This is a genomic window from Streptomyces taklimakanensis (assembly GCF_009709575.1).
Classification (GTDB): Bacteria; Actinomycetota; Actinomycetes; order Streptomycetales; family Streptomycetaceae; genus Streptomyces; species Streptomyces taklimakanensis.
This window is the reverse complement of the sequence record NZ_WIXO01000001.1, coordinates 5625203-5642875: the sequence shown is the minus strand read 5'-3', so window position 1 is coordinate 5642875 and position 17673 is coordinate 5625203. Positions and strand designations below refer to the sequence as shown.

Annotated in this window: 21 protein-coding genes; 12 read left to right on the top strand and 9 right to left on the bottom strand. The window is 74.5% G+C overall.

All coding sequences use genetic code 11. From position 1 onward, the window contains the following. The first annotated feature begins 212 nt into the window (after positions 1 to 212). From F0L17_RS24915 to F0L17_RS24905, 3 genes are all read left to right on the top strand, one after another. Positions 213 to 1181, top strand: coding sequence for a pyridoxal-phosphate dependent enzyme (locus tag F0L17_RS24915; RefSeq protein WP_155072789.1), 969 nt, complete (start codon positions 213 to 215; stop codon positions 1179 to 1181). A 121-nt stretch (positions 1182 to 1302) separates the two neighbouring features. Further along, entirely contained in the window at positions 1303 to 1674 is a 372-nt protein-coding gene (locus F0L17_RS24910; RefSeq protein WP_155072788.1) for an MmcQ/YjbR family DNA-binding protein, read from the top strand. An 85-nt stretch (positions 1675 to 1759) separates the two neighbouring features. After that, on the top strand, positions 1760 to 2539 hold the full coding sequence (locus F0L17_RS24905; RefSeq protein WP_338018212.1) for a hypothetical protein: 780 nt from the start codon (positions 1760 to 1762) through the stop codon (positions 2537 to 2539). Positions 2540 to 2656: 117 nt separating this feature from the next. On the opposite strand, the gene F0L17_RS24900 is transcribed toward F0L17_RS24905, so the two are convergent. The 4 genes from F0L17_RS24900 to F0L17_RS24885 form a co-directional block, all read right to left on the bottom strand. Further along, positions 2657 to 3067: a DUF3662 domain-containing protein gene (locus F0L17_RS24900; protein ID WP_155072787.1), complete on the bottom strand. Its 411-nt coding sequence runs from the start codon at positions 3065 to 3067 to the stop codon at positions 2657 to 2659. Positions 3068 to 3147: 80 nt separating this feature from the next. Continuing rightward, positions 3148 to 3387, bottom strand: coding sequence for a hypothetical protein (locus tag F0L17_RS24895; RefSeq protein ID WP_155072786.1), 240 nt, complete (start codon positions 3385 to 3387; stop codon positions 3148 to 3150). Positions 3388 to 3580: 193 nt separating this feature from the next. Next, positions 3581 to 3820: a hypothetical protein gene (locus tag F0L17_RS24890; protein WP_155072785.1), complete on the bottom strand. Its 240-nt coding sequence runs from the start codon at positions 3818 to 3820 to the stop codon at positions 3581 to 3583. A 155-nt stretch (positions 3821 to 3975) separates the two neighbouring features. After that, on the bottom strand, positions 3976 to 4968 hold the full coding sequence (locus F0L17_RS24885; protein WP_155072784.1) for a magnesium and cobalt transport protein CorA: 993 nt from the start codon (positions 4966 to 4968) through the stop codon (positions 3976 to 3978). 216 nt (positions 4969 to 5184) lie between these two features. Here F0L17_RS24885 and F0L17_RS24880 point away from each other — a divergent pair, with 216 nt between their 5' ends. From F0L17_RS24880 to F0L17_RS24865, 4 genes are all read left to right on the top strand, one after another. Further along, on the top strand, positions 5185 to 5616 hold the full coding sequence (locus F0L17_RS24880) for a CBS domain-containing protein (protein WP_155072783.1): 432 nt from the start codon (positions 5185 to 5187) through the stop codon (positions 5614 to 5616). Beyond that, positions 5613 to 6188, top strand: coding sequence for a 2'-5' RNA ligase family protein (locus tag F0L17_RS24875; RefSeq protein ID WP_420802452.1), 576 nt, complete (start codon positions 5613 to 5615; stop codon positions 6186 to 6188). The genes F0L17_RS24880 and F0L17_RS24875 overlap by 4 nt, the downstream gene beginning before the upstream one ends. A gap of 125 nt (positions 6189 to 6313) precedes the next feature. After that, positions 6314 to 6538: a hypothetical protein gene (locus F0L17_RS24870; protein WP_155072782.1), complete on the top strand. Its 225-nt coding sequence runs from the start codon at positions 6314 to 6316 to the stop codon at positions 6536 to 6538. A 338-nt stretch (positions 6539 to 6876) separates the two neighbouring features. Beyond that, positions 6877 to 7176: a hypothetical protein gene (locus F0L17_RS24865; protein WP_155072781.1), complete on the top strand. Its 300-nt coding sequence runs from the start codon at positions 6877 to 6879 to the stop codon at positions 7174 to 7176. Between the two features lie 22 nt (positions 7177 to 7198). Here the strand turns inward: F0L17_RS24865 and F0L17_RS24860 are convergent, their stop codons facing one another. Further along, the gene (locus F0L17_RS24860; RefSeq protein WP_155072780.1) at positions 7199 to 8416 is read right to left on the bottom strand and encodes an MFS transporter; all 1218 of its coding nucleotides are present in this window, start codon (positions 8414 to 8416) and stop codon (positions 7199 to 7201) included. A 73-nt stretch (positions 8417 to 8489) separates the two neighbouring features. Here F0L17_RS24860 and F0L17_RS24855 point away from each other — a divergent pair, with 73 nt between their 5' ends. Beyond that, positions 8490 to 9248: a DeoR family transcriptional regulator gene (locus F0L17_RS24855; protein ID WP_162466660.1), complete on the top strand. Its 759-nt coding sequence runs from the start codon at positions 8490 to 8492 to the stop codon at positions 9246 to 9248. Positions 9249 to 9404: 156 nt separating this feature from the next. Here the strand turns inward: F0L17_RS24855 and F0L17_RS24850 are convergent, their stop codons facing one another. The 3 genes from F0L17_RS24850 to F0L17_RS24840 all read right to left on the bottom strand — a co-directional run bounded on the left by F0L17_RS24850 (position 9405) and on the right by F0L17_RS24840 (position 12274). After that, a complete protein-coding gene (locus F0L17_RS24850; RefSeq protein WP_202917999.1) occupies positions 9405 to 10991 on the bottom strand; it encodes an MDR family MFS transporter in 1587 nt (528 codons plus the stop codon). A 121-nt stretch (positions 10992 to 11112) separates the two neighbouring features. Continuing rightward, positions 11113 to 11775 carry a TetR/AcrR family transcriptional regulator gene (locus F0L17_RS24845; RefSeq protein ID WP_155072779.1) on the bottom strand — a complete coding sequence of 221 codons (663 nt, stop codon included), beginning with the start codon at positions 11773 to 11775 and terminating at the stop codon, positions 11113 to 11115. A 64-nt stretch (positions 11776 to 11839) separates the two neighbouring features. Further along, positions 11840 to 12274 (bottom strand): SRPBCC family protein, encoded by a 435-nt coding sequence (locus F0L17_RS24840; RefSeq protein ID WP_155072778.1) that lies wholly within the window; start codon positions 12272 to 12274, stop codon positions 11840 to 11842. 522 nt (positions 12275 to 12796) lie between these two features. Here F0L17_RS24840 and F0L17_RS24830 point away from each other — a divergent pair. Together F0L17_RS24830 and F0L17_RS24825 are read left to right on the top strand one after the other, a co-directional pair. Then, positions 12797 to 13267: a hypothetical protein gene (locus tag F0L17_RS24830; protein WP_155072776.1), complete on the top strand. Its 471-nt coding sequence runs from the start codon at positions 12797 to 12799 to the stop codon at positions 13265 to 13267. After that, positions 13255 to 14277 (top strand): hypothetical protein, encoded by a 1023-nt coding sequence (locus F0L17_RS24825; protein ID WP_155072775.1) that lies wholly within the window; start codon positions 13255 to 13257, stop codon positions 14275 to 14277. The genes F0L17_RS24830 and F0L17_RS24825 overlap by 13 nt, the downstream gene beginning before the upstream one ends. Here F0L17_RS24825 and F0L17_RS24820 read toward each other — a convergent pair. Further along, positions 14274 to 14579, bottom strand: a complete 306-nt coding sequence (locus tag F0L17_RS24820) for a hypothetical protein (protein ID WP_155072774.1) — start codon at positions 14577 to 14579, stop codon at positions 14274 to 14276. The genes F0L17_RS24825 and F0L17_RS24820 overlap by 4 nt on opposite strands. 303 nt (positions 14580 to 14882) lie before the next feature. Between F0L17_RS24820 and F0L17_RS28150 the strand changes: the two genes are divergently transcribed. Both F0L17_RS28150 and F0L17_RS24810 read left to right on the top strand, forming a co-directional pair. Then, positions 14883 to 15770, top strand: a complete 888-nt coding sequence (locus tag F0L17_RS28150) for a pentapeptide repeat-containing protein (protein ID WP_420802451.1) — start codon at positions 14883 to 14885, stop codon at positions 15768 to 15770. 234 nt (positions 15771 to 16004) lie between these two features. Then, a complete protein-coding gene (locus F0L17_RS24810) occupies positions 16005 to 17456 on the top strand; it encodes a glycosyltransferase family 2 protein (RefSeq protein ID WP_155072772.1) in 1452 nt (483 codons plus the stop codon). Positions 17457 to 17673 lie beyond the last annotated feature (217 nt).

The window sequence follows — 17673 nt, the reverse complement described above, 5'->3', positions numbered from 1 at the left end:
CCCTGGTTCGCCGCCCCTCGCCATCGTCTGTGGGCCGACAATGCCGCGCCTGCCCCGGCCGCGACGGAGTATGCGCATCAATTTCTGGGATTTTCGTTCCGCCAGGTGGGGGCATTCGCCGGGCACCCGGTGCCGGCCGGCACGATGCTCCCACGGCGGCGCCCGGTCACGGCGGGTCGCCCGTACGCCACCATGACACGAGGAGCGCAGAGATGAGGAACCCTTCCCCGGTCTCCCTGGAGGACGTCCGCGACGCCGCCGAGCGGATCAGGGGAGTGGCGCACCGCACCCCCGTGCTGCGCTCGCGCACCCTGGACGACCTCGTCGGCGCGGAGGTCCACCTCAAGTGCGAGAACCTCCAGCGCGTCGGGGCGTTCAAGTTCCGCGGCGCCTACAACACGATCTCCCGGCTCTCCCCCGAGCAACTCGCCAGGGGCGTGGCGGCGTACTCCTCGGGCAACCACGCCCAGGCCGTGGCCTTGGCGGCACGGGAGTTGGGCACCACCGCGGTGGTGCTGATGCCCGAGGACACCCCTCGCTCCAAGCGGGAGGCCACCGCCGGGTACGGCGCGGAGGTCGTCACCTACGACCGTTACACCGGCGACCGGGTGGCCCTCGGCGAGGCGCTCGCGGCCGAGCGCGGACTGACGCTCGTCCCGCCCTACGAGCACCCGCACATCATCGCCGGGCAGGGCACCGCCGCGCTGGAGCTGATCGAGGAGGTGGGCGAACTCGACGCGCTGGTGGCCCCGGTCGGCGGCGGCGGTCTGATCGCCGGCAGCTCCACGGCCGCCAAGGGCCTGCTGCCCGGGATCCGGGTGATCGGTGTCGAGCCGGAGGCCGGCGACGACACCAGGCGCTCCCTGGCGGCGGGCGAGCGGGTCTCCGTCCCCGTGCCGCGCACCGTCGCCGACGGACTGGCCGCCGAGATCCCCGGAGAGTTGACCTTCTCCGTCAACCGGCGGTTGGTGGACGAGATCGTCACGGTCACCGACGACCAGGTGCGCGACGGGATGCGGTTCCTCTTCGAGCGTCTGAAGACCGTGGTGGAGCCCAGTGGCGCCGCCGCTCCCGCCGCCCTGCTCGCCGGCCGGATCGGCGACCTGCCGCCCAGGGTGGGGGTGATCCTGTCGGGCGGCAACGTCGCCGCCCGGCGCTTCGCCGAACTCTGCGGGGAGTGATTCGCCGTCCGCGGACCGCCGACCGCCGGCCCGTGCCGGGCGGCCCGCGTCGTCCGGTTCCCCTCCGGGCCCCGTCCCACGTTCTCCCTCCGAACGCCCGTCCGCCGGCTACGGTGGTGGCATGATCGACGCCGACGACGTCCGCCGCATCGCACTGTCCCTTCCCGAGTCCGCGGAGAAGGAGGCCTGGAACATGCCCACCTTCCGGGTGGCCGGAAAGATGTACGTCACCGTGCCCGACGACGAGACCTCCATCGCGGTGCGCTGCCCCCGGTACGAGCGCGAGGAGTTGATCGCGGCCGAGCCGGAGAAGTTCTGGGTCCCTCCGCACGAGGCGGGTTCGGCGTGGGTACGGGTACGGCTGGCCGCCCTGGAGGACCTGGCGGAGCTGCGCGACGTCCTCGTCGACTCCTGGCGGCAGGCGGCGCCCGACCGGCTCCGTGACGCGCACCCCGAGCTGGTGCCGGGCTCCGGGGCGAGCAGTCCGTCCTGAACAGTCCGTCACGGGGCCCCGATACTGGTCGGTACTGGTCGGTGTGCCCCGAGGTCCGGGGCGGGAGACGGTCGGGAGGTGGCGGTTGACGGCACGGGGAACGGCGGCGGAACTCACCGTCGCACAGCGCCGGGCGGTCCTGTCGTCCGATCCGGTCACCGGGGAGCTCTCGGCGTCCCCGGCGGTGTGCGCGGCGCTGCGGGCCAAGGGGCTGGCCGTGGAGTACGGCCGGGTCCGCCGGCACTATCTGAACGGCGCGGGGCTGGCGGTGCGCGAGCGGCTGCGGGAGCAGCCGCTCGAGCGGCCCTCCGGCGAGGCGGGTCCGGGGCCGTCGCCGGGCTCCGTCGCCCCGGCTCCGCCCACACCGTCCGATGCTCCGGGTCCGTCCGGTCCGCCCGCGCCGGGCGGCGGCGGGTTCGACGCGGCGACCGGCGACGGCCCCGAGCCGGCCGAGGGGCCGCGGCGGCGCGCCGCCGCGGCCCGCGCCTGGGCGGGGGTGCTGGAGATCCGCCGCGTCACGGGCGGCGCGCCGGGCGGCGGGGACGGCACGGCCGTCCCCGCTCCGTGGGAGCGGACGCGCGCGGTGCGGGCCGTCTCCCTGGCCCTGGAGGCCGCCGGCGTACCGCCGTCGGCGGTGGGCGGGGACGGTCGCCGCACACGAACGGGCTACCGCGTGTCGCCCTCCGAGGAGCCCGGCTCGGTCCGTGTCGAGTGGTTGGGTCCATCGGTCTCGGAGGCCCGCCGGGAAGCCGGAGAGCGGCTGCGGGCCTGCGCGCGACTCCTGGAGGAGCGCGGTTGGGAGGCGCTGCTGTACCGGGGGCCGCGACGCACCCCGTTCCTGTCGGTCACCCCTCGGGACTCCTGACGACGTCCGGGGCGCGCCCATCGCCTCGGGGCCACGCTCCCCTCGCGGGGGCGGTCGTTCCGAAGGCGGTCGGACCGTTCCGGGCGGTCGGGGTCGGATGTCGGGCCGGGGCCGGGATCAGGAGTCGGGCTCGCCGTGGTCGGCGAAGGCGCCGACGCGGACGTTGGGCGTGGCACTGCTGGTCACGCGGTAGTGCCCGTCGGGCAGGTCCTCGCCGGTGGTGACACGGACGGCGAGGGGCCCGGCCCACTCGTACTTCCTGTTCTCGCCGTGGCGGGCCAGGGTGTCGGCCAGGTCCTGACCCACTCGACGACCGCGCCGGGCCAGCTTCTCGTACACCGCGGTGGGGAGTTCGACCTCGTAGGCGTTGGGGGCGACCACACGGCTGTGCCCGAGCACCACGAGGTGGTCGTCACACTCGCGCCGCAGGGCATCCGACAGCTCCGCCGGCTCCCGGGGCAGGACCCTGGCCAACAGCGCACGCTTGGGGTGTCCGGCCTTCCGCCCCCACCTCTTCAACGCTCTCATGACTCGTCGCGTGCCCGAGGCGCCCGGCCTCATGCGCGTACGGGGTCCGCGCGGGTGGGTCCGTCCCCGTGGGCCGCCGTTCAGCGGCGCCTGCCGTTCCGGGCGGCGACCGCGACCACCACCGCCACCGCGGCCGTCACGAGCAGGACGACACGGCCGCGTGTCACCGGGCCGGGAGCCGCGCGGCGCCCGGTCCCGGCTCCCGCTCGCCGCGCCGGTCCCTCCACGTCCACGGTCGACCGGCCCCGGGTGCCCTCGATCCGCTCGCGCAGTTCGCCGGGGTCGAGGGCTCGGCCGTTGTACCGGGGATCGCCGCTCATCGTCCGTCCTCTCCTCGGCCGCGACCGCGTCGGCTCCGGCCCCGCGGGTCACGGTTCGTCACGTGGGTACAGGCGCCCGGTACCCGGGGATGGTCATGCCCATGCCATTACGTGACCCGCGCCACCCCGGCCACGATCCGTGGACACGCCGGTGTTCGTCGTGCCGGCACACCGCGTGGCACCGCGCCGCGCATCAGGCCGCGCGGCGGGCGGCGTCCCGGTCGCCGGTGGCGCCGTCCCGCCGGACGGGCCCGGACGGCGCCGCCTCCGGCAGGTCCGGCACGGCCCGCAGATGGCGCTCACGCGCCGCGTGACGGGCCGGGGCGGCCTCGTCGTCGCCGGCGGAGGCTCCCAGCATGCGTTCCTCGTACCACTCCAGGGCGAGCATGGCGCACAGCAGCAGGGGGGGTATCACGAAGGCGGTGACAGCCACAGGAACTCCTCGGAAGGGACAGCCGGTCCCCTTCCGCGTTGCCTCGTACTCCCCCCGGAAACCCCGCATCACCCTTTTCCGGACACAAGCCGCCGAACAGCCGTCAACCCCCCTCCTTCGGGGCGGCTTTCCGCACCGGTCACCGCTCCGGGCGCTCACAGCCACCCGTTGCGGCGGAAGGAACGGTAGAGCAGGGCCGAGGCCGTCACCATCACCCCGACCGCCAGCGGATAGCCGAAGGACCAGTGGAGTTCGGGCATGTGCCGGAAGTTCATCCCGTACAGACCGGTGAACACGGTGGGCACGGCGAAGATCGCGGCCCACGCCGAGATGCGGCGCATGTCGTCGTTCTGCCAGGTGCCCACCCGGGCCAGATGGGCGTCCAGCACGGAGTTGAGCAGCTCGTCCAGGGACCGGACCTCGGCGTCGGCACGGTGCAGGTGGTCCACCACGTCGCGGAAGTACGGCAGCGCGTCGTGCGGCCACAGGGAGCGGGAGCCGGTGACGAACTCGCGCACCACCGGTACCAGGGGGCGGACCGCGTCGCGGAACTCCAACACCTCCCGCTTGAGGGTGTAGATCTGCTCGGTGACGTCGTCGCGCGAGGAGGAGAAGACGCACCGTTCCAGATCGGTCAGGTCCGTGCGCACCTTGGCGGCCGCGTCGGTGTAGGAGTCCACCACCACGTCGAGGACGGCGTGCAGCACCGCGGCGGGACCGAAGGACGACCTCTCCGGGTCGGCGGCGAGCCTGCGGGCGGCCTCGGTGGTGGGGTCCGCCCACCCGTGCCGGACGGTGAGGGCGAAACGCGGTCCGAGGAAGACCATCACCTCCCCCGTCTCCACCTCCGAGGCGCTCTCGATGTACCACAGCGTCCGCAGCGCCACCGCCAGCACGTCGCCGTACCGTTCGCCCTTGGGGCTCTCGTGGGCCTGCACCGCGTCCTCCACCGCCAGCGGGTGCAGTCCCATCTCCTCGGTGAGATCGGCCAGTTCGCGCTCGGTGGGCGAGTCCAGGCGGACCCACGCGAACTCCCCCTCGTCCAGCTCCCGCAGATGCTTCGACACCGTCCGGCCTGCCCCGGCGGGCTCGCCGCAGTCGACCTGTCGGACCCGGTCGGTCCCTTCCCCGTAAATCACGCACTCCATGACCTCCGGATGCTTCGACGGTCCGGTTCCATGCGTGCCCACCGACCGCGCGCACCACGGCCCGGGGCGGCCCGGGGCGGCGTTCGGACGTCCACGGATGCGGGCCCGCGCGGCGGAGGCGAGAATCGAACGGCCGACCACGGGACCGGTGGCCCGGGCCTCGGCGACACACCGCGGACGGCCGCCGGAGGTGGTCCGACACGAAGGGCGGACGGCATGAGGGTACGCGAGCACATGGTCTCTCCCCCGGAGGCGGTGACACCGGACACCACCGCCCGGCAGGCCGCGCTCCGCATGCGCTCGGGGGAGATCGGCTGCCTGCTGGTCGTGGCGGACGGCGAACTGCGCGGGATCGTCACCGACCGCGATCTGGTGGTGCGGTGCCTGGCCGGGGACGCCTCCCCCGACACCCCGGTGTCGGAGCTGATGACGTCGCCCGTGGTGGCGGTGGGAACGGCCGAGGACGTCACCACCGCCTACCGCGCGTTCCACGACTCCGGCGTGCGGCGGCTGCCCGTACTGGACGGACGCGGACGCGTCGTGGGCGTACTGAGCGTCGACGACCTGCTCCTGGACGTCCTGCGACGCATGGGCGACCTGCTCGGCCCGGTGGCCCGGACGGTGCTGCGGGAGCCGCCCGGACCGTGATCGCCCACCCCTCCCCGCACGGCCGTACGCTGGCGGGTGTGCGCACCGTGGAGTTGCTGCTCGACGACACGGCCGACCGGGCCGTGCGGGAGGCGTGGCGACACCTGGCCGCGGCCGGGCTGCCGAGTCAGGCCGGGCACCCCCACCCGACGAACCGGCCCCACCTCACCCTGGCCACGGTGGAGACGCTCCCGGCCGCCGCGCGGGAGCGGGTGGAGGACGCGCTGACCGCGCTGCCGGTGCCGTTCCGTCTGGAGGGGCTGCTGCGGTTCGGCGGGCGCGTGCGCGTACTGGCCTGGGCGGTGCGTCCCACCCCCGAACTGCTGCGCGTGCACCGATCGGTATGGCGGGCGCTGGAGAGCTCCCCGGGGGCCGGCCCGTCGAACCCGCTGCACGCGCCGGGGCGCTGGATCCCGCACATCACCCTGGGTCGCAGCCGTCGACCGGTGTGGGAGGCGCCCGACGAGCTGCTGCTGCCCGTTCCGCCGGGTGGGGGACCGCGGGGCCGGTTCACCGGTGCCCGCAGCTACGACACCGTCACCCGCGCCGTCGAGATCCTCACACCGCGCTGAGGCAGCCTGCCGCGCGCCGCCGCACGACGGACCGCCCCGACCGCCCCGGCCCCTCGGAGTCCTCCGACGCCACCTCGGGACGGACGGGACGCCTGTCGTGCGGTGTCCGTGGGTAGGGGTCTCCCATGACCGATGTCGTGGACGCAGACGAGTTGCTCCGCCGTATCAGGGTCGCGCGCGACTGGGCCGCGGAACGCGAGGCCGCGGCCGGGGAACGGGCCGGGGACGACGGCGGGAGCGGGACCGACGGCGGTGTCCGGGCGGCCGACGTGGACCGCGCCGCCTTCTCGGCCGTCCGTGCGGCCCTGGACGAGATCATCGACCCCGGTTCCCACCGACGTCAGCCGTAGCTCACTCCCGGCCCCGGGGAGGCCGGGGACGGCGGGACCCGTCCCCCTTGGCGGCGTCCGGCAGGCGGGGAGCCGGCTGGAGTCGCCGTCCACGGTGAGGGCCGCACGCCCGCGCGCACGGCAGTCGACGCCGCCCGCTCCCATCTCCTTCCCTTCCGGACGGCCGCGGCGCGCGCCTCGCTCGGCGAGAGCGTCTCGAAGCGCTCGGGCCAGAGCGTCAGGCAGTCCGGGACGGCCGGGGACGCCACCGCGGCCAGGGTGGCGGCCACGGTGCGCCGCGGTGGGCGTCTGCGGGGAAACACGTTCGTTCGCTGGACCGCAGGTTGAGGAGAGGTGAGGTGCCCCGGGACCCACGGGAGCGCGAGGCCGTGCGCGGCCTCGTCGCGCGGCGTCTGCGCGCCACCCGACACCGCCGCGCGGCCCTGCTGGTCCTCTTCCTCCTCTGTGCCGCGATCACCGCCCTGACGGCGGTGGCGTCGGGCGCGGGGGAGGGAGTCGGGTTCGCCGTCTTCTCGGTGGCCTTCCTCGCCTGGGTCGCCTGGTACGGCGCCCGGAACCGTCGCAGGCTGCTCCGCATGGACGCGGAGTTGGGCACGTCGGACTCCGAGGTCCGGGAGGTTCCGTCCGCCCCGCGTTGAGGGCGGGCGGGCCCCTTCAGGCTCAGGACACGGTCCGCTCGCGGACGGGCATCCCCTCGTCGGCGGGCCTCTCCCCGGTCGCCCCGGATCCGGTCCGCAGCGTCCCGGCCGCGCAGGCGGCCACCACGCACAACGCCACCGGCAGCAGGAAGGCGAGGTTCAGCGGGACGAGACGGGTGAGCGGCCCGATGACGGCGGGCCCCGCGAGCATCCCGAGGTAGCCGAGGCCGGCCACCCGGGAGACATTGGCACCGGCGGCCTCCGGGTCGGCGTGGCCCGCGGCGCTGAAGAGCTGGGGGACGCACCCCGACAGCCCGATGCCGAAGAGCGTCCAACCGACCAGGGCCAGGGGGATCCCCGGGGAGAACACCACCGCCGTCAGACCGGCGGCGGCCAGGACGGCGCCGTGGCGGACGATGACGACCGGGCCGAAGCGCGCGGCCACCGGATCGGCGAGCAGGCGTCCGACGGTCATGGCGGTGGCGAAGGCGCCGTAGGCGAGAGCCGCGGTGGCGTCGGACGCGCCCAGGACGTCCCGCATGGCCAGCGCGCTCCAGTCGTTGGCGACGCCCTCGCAGAGCATCAGCATCAGCGCGAGGGCGGCCAGGGCCCAGATGCGCGCCGGCGTCGCGCGGCGGGCGCCGCGGCCGCCCGCCGAGGACTCCCGCGGCGCCCCGGTGGACTCCTGCGGCAGCAGCGCGGGGGCGGCGAGGACGGCGACGAGCAGCCCGAGCACGCTCGCCCCGGCGAGGGTCTCGACCGTGCTCCAGCCCCAGCTGAGCGTACGGGCCCCGACGAGCGAGGCGAGCACTCCGCCGACCGAGAACACCGCGTGGAAGGCGGACATGACGGGCCGCCGGTAGCCGCGTTCGACCTGGACGGCATGGGCGTTCATGGCGACGTCCAGACAGCCGTTGCCGAAGCCGAACAGCAGCAGGGCCGCACCCAGCGTCCAGACGTCTCCGGCCGCTCCGGGCAGGACCAGCGCGGCGCTGCACAGCGCCGCGCTCACCGGCACCACCTTGCGGGCGCCGAAGCGGTCGGCGAGCGGTCCGGTCAGCTGCATGCCCGCGAAGGCTCCGGCGCCGAGCAGGAGCAGCAGCCACCCCAGCACGGCGTGCCCGACCCCGGCCCGGTCCTCCACGGCCGGGATGTGGACGATCCACAGGCCCATCAGGAAGCCGTTGAGAGCGAAGTAGACGAAGGTGACCAGTCGAGCGGGCCGCAGGGCTCTGTCCATGCGCCAGAACCTAACAAACGCTTTCCATGTTCGATAGGTTGAATTTCGCACATGCGATGTGTTCAATACCTCCGTGGCGAGCACAGAGCGACTGAGGCGCATCACCGACGCCGTGCGCGGGGCCGGACGGCTGAGCGTGGCGGAGTTGGCCGAGCTCACCGGCGCCTCGGAGATGACCATCCGTCGCGATCTGGACGTCCTCGCCGGCCAGGGCGTCCTGGAGCGCTACCGGGGCGGGGCCAGCAGCCTGCTGCTGCGCGGCGAGGAGCCCCCGTTCGCGCTGCGGGCCGACGAGCGGCAGGACGCCAAGCGGCGCATCGCGGCCGAGGTCGCCGAGCTGATCGCCGACGGCGAGTCGGTCGTCCTGGACAGCGGCACCACCTGCCTGGAGGTGGCCCGCGCCCTGGCGGGGCGGCGGCTGACCGTCACACCGCTGTCCCTGCACGCCGCCAACGCGCTGGCCGACACCCCGGGACCGAGGCTGTTGCTGCCCGGTGGGGAACCGCGTCCGGGGGAGCTGGCGCTGACCGGCCCGCTGACCGAGGCGTCACTGGCCGCGCTGCGCTTCGACACCGCCGTCCTCGGCTGTTGCGGGCTGAGCGCCGGCGACGGCATGACCGCGTACGACCTGGCCGACGCCGCGGTCAAGCGCGCCGCGGTCGCCTCGGCCCGCCGGGTCGTCGCCGTCGCCGACGCGACCAAGTTCTCCCGCACCGCGCTCGCCCTCGTCGCACCGGCCTCGGCGCTGGACGCCGTGGTGACGGAGGAGGGCGCCCCCGACGACGAGACCGACGCGCTGGCCGCGGCCGGCGTGACCGTGCGGAAGGTGTGAGCGGGCCGGCGCGGGGCGCCGGCGGGCGGGAGGAGGCCACGGACCACCGAGACGGTCGGCCCCCGCGGGTCCCCCTTCGCCGGCCCGGCCGGGCGGCTCCCCCCGTGAGCCGCCGTGTCGCCCCGCCCGGTGTCCGGGCGGGGCGACACGGGGTGCTCAGTGGGTCGGGGCGGCCGCCGGGGCCTCCGCCTGTGACGACCCGTTCTCCTCCGCCAGGCGCTGCATGCCGCTGGTCGTCTTCAGCGGCTTCTCCTTGACGAACAGCACCGCCACGAACGCGAGCAGCGCGAACGGCGCGGCGAGCAGGAACAGGTCGGCGGTGGCCACCGCGTAGGCGTGCTCCACCACCTCCCGGACCGGCTCGGGCAGTCGCGCGACATCCGGCACGGCGCCCCCGGCGTGCACGTCACCGCCGCCCTGGGACGCGGCGCCGTCCGCCGGATCGACGCCCAGGGCTTCCAGCCCCCTGCCCATCTCGTCCGTGACCCGGTGCGCGAGCACCGCGCCCAGCACACTGGTGCCGATGGTGCCGCCCATGCTGCGGAAGAAGGAGAGCACGGAGGTGACCGCCCCCAGGTCGGAGGCCGCCACGTCGTTCTGCGCGGCCAGCACGAGGTTCTGCATCAGCATGCCGACGCCGACGCCGAGCGTGGCCATGTAGAGGCTCAGCTCGCCGAACCCGGTGTCCACGTCGATGGTGGACAGCAGCCCGAGTCCCGCCGTCATGATGGCGGCCCCCGCGACGAGGTAGACCTTCCACCTCCCGGTGGCGCTGATGATCTGCCCCGCCACGGTGGACGACACGAGCAGACCGCCGATCATCGGCAGGCTCATCAGGCCCGCGACCGTGGGCGACTTGCCCAGGGCGAGTTGGAAGTACTGGGAGAGGAAGACGGTGCCGCCGAACATCGCCACGCCCACGAACAGGCCGGCGATCGTGGTCAGGGTGACGGTCCGGTTGCGGAAGATGCCCAGCGGGACGACCGGCTCGGGCACCCGGGCCTCGACGTACACCGCGAGGACCAGCAGCAGGACGCCGCCGCCGGTCAGGGCCGCCGTCTGCCAGGAGGCCCAGTCGAACCGGTTGCCCGCCAGCGAGGTCCAGATCAGCAGCGCGCAGACACCGGCGACGAGCAGGAACGCGCCGAGGTAGTCGACCTTCGCGTCACGGCGGATCGTCGGCAGGGACAGGGTGCGCTGGAGCAGCAGGATCGCCAGCAGGGCGAAGGGCACGCCGATGAAGAAGCACCAGCGCCAGCCGAGCCAGGAGGTGTCCACCATGACACCGCCGACGAGCGGTCCGATCACGGTGCCCACGGCGAAGACCGCGCCGAAGATCCCCGCGTACCGACCCAGCCTGCGGGGCGGGACGATCGCGGCCATGACGACCTGGGCCAGGGCCGTCAGACCACCGGCGCCGATGCCCTGCACGACGCGGCTGAAGATCAGCAGGCCGGCTCCCTGCGAGAAGCCCGCGAGCAGCGAGCCCACCACGAACATGCCGAGCGAGAGCTGGAGCAGCAGCTTCTTGTTGTACAGGTCGGACAGCTTGCCCCACAGGGGCACGGTCGCGGTCATCGCCAACAGTTCGGAGGTGACGACCCAGGTGTACACGGACTGGCCGGCGCCGAGGTCCGTGATGATGCGCGGCAGCGCGTTGGCCACCACGGTGCCCGCCAGGACGGCGACGAACATCCCGGCCATCAGGCCGGACATGGCCTGGAGTATCTGGCGGTCGGTCATGGCCGTGGGTGCCATGTCCTCCCGCGTCTCTGTCGCGGTCACAGGGTCCTTCTCATCGGATCGGTGGGGCCGGAGCCGGGGGTGCGACACCGGAAGGGGGGCCGAGGACGGCCGGGGCGGTTCAGGGCGCGGGCGCGTCGAGTCCGGCGGCGAGCTGCGCGAACACGCGGCGGAAGACGTCGCGGAACGCGTCCGGCTCTCCCGAGACGCTCCAGTGCTGGATGGCGACGCGCACGGCGATGGCCGCCGTGGCCGCGAGCAGTCTCGGGTACAGCCCGAGGGGGGCGTCCGGGCCCGGATCGCCGGGCTCGTCCCCCGTGTCCGCGGCGAGCCCGTCCCCCGCGCCCGTCCGTCGGGCGACGGCCGAGGCCAGCATGCGTTCGTCCGCCATGTGCGTGCCCAGGCTGTTCGCGAGCAGGTGTGGCGAACGGTGCAGCACCCGGGCCCGGAGCCGCCACAGTTCGTGGTGCCTCTCCATGTCGGCCAGTTCGGCTTCCAGGGCGTCGCGCACGGCCTCCAGCGGCGACAGGTGGGCCGGCGCGTCGAGCACGGCCCGCTGCACCCGCCGGCCCGCTTCGGGGTCGGCCAGGAGGAAGGCGTCGTCACGGCTGTCGAAGTAGTTGAAGAAGGTGCGCGGCGAGACCCCGGCGGCCTGGCTGATGGCCTCCACGGTGACGTTCTCCGCCCCGTGCTCGGCGGCCAGCCGCACGGCCGCCTCGACCAGCGCGGCGCGCGTGGCCGTCTTCTTGCGTTCGCGCAGCCCGGGCGCGGGGTGGTCGGACATGCTGTGCAGAGTATGCAAAATTGCGCACCCTGCAAAATTTTTTTCGGTCGCCGTCCGCCTCCGGTCAGCGGTCCAGCAATCCCGAGACCACGCGTCCGAACAGCAGACGCCCCACCCACGCCGTGGGCGCGTCCAGCGGACGCGGCGCGCCCCGCAACCGCACCTCCTCGCTCCACACCACCAGCGCCCCGTCCGCCTCGGGCGACACCTCCGTCTCGGCCCAGCCGAGGACGACCCTCCCCCGCTTCTCCACCCGGCAGCGCCCGGGACGCCCCGCCGAGGGCGGCTCCCAACGGACGACCTCCATGGGGTCGTCGAAACCGGCGCCGCCGACACCCGTGCGCGCGGTGAAGCGCGTGCCCACCCGGGTGGGGGGCGTGGTGAGGACCGTGATCCGCGTGAACGGGACGTGGCGGGCGTGGCGCTCCCAGTCGGTCAGTCGGCGCCACGCCTCCTCGGCGGACATCCGGGTCCGCCGCTCGATCCGGACCAGAGGCATGCCACGACCGTAGCCACTCCGCCCCGACCGGGCCTCCCGACCCGCCGGGGCCCGGCCCCGCCCGCTCCCGACACCTGACCGGGGCACTCCCCGGCCGGGGACGTTTGAGGTGTGGGCATGTGGTGGGAATGTCACGCTTCGTGGAGCAGTGGGTGTTCGGCCCGGGCCGAACACCCGCACCGCACCGGGGTCCGCTCCTCCCCGCGTGCCCCGCAGCCAGGAAGGAGGCCGCCACGAGCACCGACACGTCGGCCCCCCAGCGGCGTCGAGGAGGTCCCCGTCCTCTGGAACCCGGAGGGTGTGGGCTGCGACGGCGACACGGTCTCGGTCACCGCCGCGACGCTGCCGAGCCACACGCCCACGGGCCGCTCGTGAGGTCACCGCGCTCCATCACCAACCGCACCGTGAGCAAGGAGCCCGAGTGGCGCCACAACCGCACCGAGCCGGCCTCGGGCCACCAACCGCGCCGGCCCGGTCGCTGACCGGACCGGAGAAGCCGACGACGCTCGAGAGGGCCGCTCCGTGACGACCAGCCAGACCGTCCCGGTCCGGCAGCGCACCCTCACCGAGGTCGCGTTCGGTCCGATCACCAGGACCGCCTTCCCCGATCGGGAGGTCGTCGAGCGCCGGAGCACCTCCTCGATCCTCCGCGGCCACAGCGTCCTCACGATGAGCCGCACCACGCGCGGGACGTGCTGCCTGACGGAGGACCGGCACGTCCTCCCGTCCCTCCACTCCCCGTTCACCGGCGCGGGGCCCGAGCGCTTCGCGGCGGTCCCCACCCGATGGCACGACCCGATCGACCGCTACGTCGCCGGCAGCCCCCGGCTGCGGCTGTCCCGACGGACCCACGACCGGCTCGACGTCGACCGCCTCCGGCAGGTCCTGGGCACCTGGGACGACACCGTCGGCAGTCCGCTCGACCGGGCGGACGCCCCCACCCCCGAGGCCACCAGGACCTCCCGAACCACCGGAGCACCATGGACGACGTGAGACGGGCGGGACGCACGGAGAAGGTGGAGAAGATCGTGCGCACCTGCCTCTACGAGGGCTATCTGCTCTGGCCCTACCGCAGGTCCGCGCCGAAGAACACCAAGCGCTGGACCTTCGGCGGGGTCTTCCCCCGCGCCTGCGCCTCCGCCCTCGGCGAACCGGACCGGATCCGGACCGAGGTGCTGCTCGACGCCGCCGGCCGCCCCGCCGACCGCACCGAGGTCACGGTGCGCGTGCGGTTCCTGCACGTCGTCGACCGCGGCGTCGTGCGGGAAGGCCCGGCCGGCCCCGAGCCCGTGGCCGAACTGACGGTGGACGGCGAACGCCACCTGGCGTGGCAGGAGGCGACCGAGCGCGAGGTGCGCGTCCCCGTCGCGCTGGACGCCGCCCTCGACGGACCGGTGCGCACGGCCGTCGACATCCCCGCCGGCACCGTCCGCGAGTCGATCGTGGACCGCGCGGGCCGTACCGTCGGTGCCCTGCTGCGCCGGTGGAACGCGCTGAGCGGCACGGTGGAGATCGGCGCCGCGCCCGTGACGGACGGCGTGTACCGGCTGGCCGTGCGCGTGGAGAACACCACGCCGTGCCCGCCCCCGGCCCCCGAGGCGCGCGACGCCCGGGAGCGGGCCTGCGCGTACGCCTTCGTCGCCACCCACACGGTGCTGCACAGCGACACCGGGCGCTTCGTCTCGCTCCTGGGCCCGCCGGAGCGGCTGCGGACCGCGGCCTCGGGGTGTCGCAACCAGGGCACCTGGCCGGTGCTGGTGGACGACGACGCCGAGGTCGCCACCGAGGGTGCCGGCGGGGACGGCGGTGCCGGATCGTTCGCCCGGACCGTCCTGTCCTCCCCCGTGACCCTGTACGACTTCCTGGAGGTGGCCCCGGAGAGCCTCGGCGACCTGTTCGACGGCACGCGAACCGACCGGCTGCCGATCCTCGGCGCCATGAGCCCGACCGAGGAGGAGCGGCGCGAGGCACGGGCGGCGAACGAGCCCGACGTCCTCCTCTAGGCCACGGCCAGGGGGCGGCCGCCCTCCGTTCCGCCGCTCTCGTCCCCGGCCTCGCCCGCTCCCGTGGCGGCGGCCCGTGCCGTCTCGCCGGGGGACGTCTTCCCGACCGCCTTCTCCCTCCGGCCGGGATACCTCACCCGGGCACGCTCCAGTAGTTCCTCCACCGTCCGCTCCACGTCGATCCGCCGCTCCACGCGCGCGAGGCGGCCCGGCGTGGAACCGGTGGCCAGGGCGCGCTGCGCGGTGCCCAGCGGCACCACGTACAGCCGGGCGTCCGGCTGGTAGCGGGTGAGCTCCCGCACCAGGGCGTTCGGTCGTCGTCCCCGAGGGGTCGTCCCACCCGGTTCCGGATCCGTCGTTCGGATGGGCCACGGCGCCGGCGGGACGACCGCTCCACGGCCCGTGGTCCCCGTCGCTCCCCCTGTCCCGGACAGGCCCCGAACCGGTCCGTGTCGAACGCCGTGGCGTCGGTCACGCTCCGGCGTCTCAGGTCGGGCGGACGGGCGGACGGGCAACGGGCGGGCAGGAGAACAGGCGGGAGGACAATGGGCCGTACCGGGCGTCCGACAGGCGGCGCCCGTCCCGCCCACAGGAGAACGCCCACGGTGTCCCGTCATCGCCACACCCGCACCGCCGCCACCGGCCGTACCGCCACGCCGCCCGCCGCCGAGCTGCGGCCCGACTGCGGCGCGTGCTTCGCGCTGTGCTGCGTCGCGCTGCCCTTCACCGCCTCCGCCGACTTCGCGGTGGACAAGGCGGCCGGGCGGCCGTGCGCCAACCTGCGGGAGGACTTCCGCTGCGGCATCCACGCCCGACTGCGCGCGGAGGGCTTCCCCGGCTGCACCGTCTTCGAGTGCTTCGGCGCGGGCCAGAAGGTCTCCCGGGTGACCTTCGGCGGGCGGCACTGGCGTGAGGACCCGGACACCGCGCGGAGCATGTTCGCGGTCTTCCCCGTCGTCCACCGGCTGCACGAGCTGATGTGGTACCTCTCCGAGGCGCTCGAACTGCCTGCGGCCCGCCCGCTCCACCGCGAGCTGCGCCGCTCGCTGGCGGAGGTCGACCGCCTCACCCGCGGCAGCGCCGAGGAACTCGCCGCCGTGGACGTGGCGGCCGTCCGCCGCGGGGTCGACGAACTGCTGCGCCGCACCGGCGAACTGGTGCGGGCCACCGTTCCGGGGCGGCGCCGCGGTCGCCGCCGGGCCGATCTGATGGGGGCCCGGCTCAGGGGCGCCGACCTGCGGGGGACCGATCTGCGGGGGGCCTGTCTCATCGCGGCCGACCTGCGGGACGCCGACCTGCGAGCGGCCGACCTGATCGGCGCGGACCTGCGGGACGCCGATCTGCGCGGCGCCGATCTGTCCGGAAGCCTCTTCCTCACCCAGCCCCAGGTCAACGCGGCCCGCGGGGACGACCGGACCCGGCTCTCCCCGCGGCTCGTCCGCCCCGCGCACTGGAGCCCCTCCCCGGGCGGGGCGGCGCGCGGCGGGCGCTGACGGCCCGCGGGGACGAGGGGACGAGGGGACCCCGACCGGTCCGGCGACGAGGCGGTGGACGACGGGGGAAGGGTGGGGAGGGCGGGGAAGGCGGCCGATTCGCGCCGGCTCGAAATCCGGGGCAACCATTCGACCGGCTACGTGATCTTCCTTGCCGACCACCCCATGTCGCCGCGTTCCCAGGGAGAGACGCGGCCACGGACGGGGACGAGCAAGACCTCCCGAGGGACACACATGACGGAGTTTCGGGTCAGCGTGGTGATACCGGTGTACAACGCCGCGGACCACCTCGACGAGTGCCTGGAGTCGCTGACGGCGCAGACCATCGGTTTCGAACGGATCGAGGTGCTGGCGGTCGACGACGGTTCCACCGACGCGAGCGGGGAGCTGTTGGACGCCTGGGCCGCCCGACACCCCAACGTCCGCGTCTTCCACCAGCCCAACTCCGGTGCCCCCGGCGGCCCCAGGAACCGGGCGATCGAGGTCGCCGGCGGTGAGTTCCTCTTCTTCGCCGACCCGGACGACCGCCTGGGTCCGGAGGCGTTCGAGCGGATGCTGGCGGCCGCCGACCGCAACGGTTCCGACGTGGTGCTGGGGCGGATACGGGGAGTGGGCAGGAGCGCCCCGAAGGTCGCCTTCGCCCGCAACGTCGAGCGCGGCGACATCCACACCACCCATGTGGTGTGGAGCCTGACCGCGCACAAGCTGTTCCGCAGGTCGCTCGTCATGGAACACGGCCTGCGCTTCGCCGAGGGCGTCCGGCTGGCCGAGGAGCAACCGTTCGTCGTCCCCGCCTACTTCCTGGCCCGGTCGATCTCCGTCGTCGCCGACTACGACTGCTACCACCTCGTCGAGAGGGAGGGTTTCGGCCACCTCACCAAGGAGTTGCCGGAGCCCGAACCCTTCTACGCGGCCGTGCGCGTCGCCCTGGAGACCGTCGTCCGCCACACCGAGCCCGGAAGGCGGCGCAACCGACTGTTGCAGCGGTGGGCCCGGTTGGAGATCCTCAACAAGTTCGGCGCCCGGTACGCCCGCTGCTCCGAGGACCTGCGCGAGCGGTACGCGCGGGAGGCCGGGAGACTGCTGAGGGATTTCGTGCCGCGGGAGGTCGTCGACGGCCTGCCGCCCGTCTTCCGTCAGCGCGCCCGGATGCTGCGGGACGGCAGGACCGCGGACCTGGTGGCGCTGGCCCGCCACGACGACCTGGACTGGGCCGAGGCCGAGGGGGTCGCCTGGCTCTCCGACGGCCGGCGGTTCAGCGTCGACATCCGCAGCGGCCTGTACCTGCGGGAGTCCCCGGAGGACCTCCGGCACCGGATCGTGCTGCGGCAGAAGGACGGCCACGAGGTGGCGGTGCCCGCGGACCCCACCGTCGTGACCGGTTCGCCGATGGTGCGGCGCCTCGTCGTCGATCCCACCGTGCTGTTTCCCGCCGTGTTCTGTCCCGGCGCCTGGCGGATCGCGGTGAGGGTCGAATCGGCCGACGGCGACCGGTACGAGGTGCCGGTCCGTTTCCCCGGCGGGCACGTCCCGGAGAAGGCCGGGGCGCGCAGGCTGTTGGTGAACGGGGCCCGGCCGATGCTCGTCCGTCTCCACCGCGACTCGGCCGACAAGGCCGTGCTCACCGCCGCCCACGGGCGGGCCGTGGCGGACGCCGTCCGGCGCAGGCTGCTCAGCCGGGCGTGAGGCCCGCGCTCCGGATCCGCTTCCGTTCGGGGACCGGAAGAGATCCGGGCCGGAAAGGGTGGCTTGACTCGCCGTCGGCCGGGTAGGCGACGAGTGCGCCCGGGACACCGACAGGTGGAGTCGTGAACAGGTGCCCGGTCGCACCCGCCGGCGGTCGGCGGCTCCCCCTCCTGCCGACCGCCGGTCCCCCCTCCTCCGTCGGTCTCCCCCGTCGGTT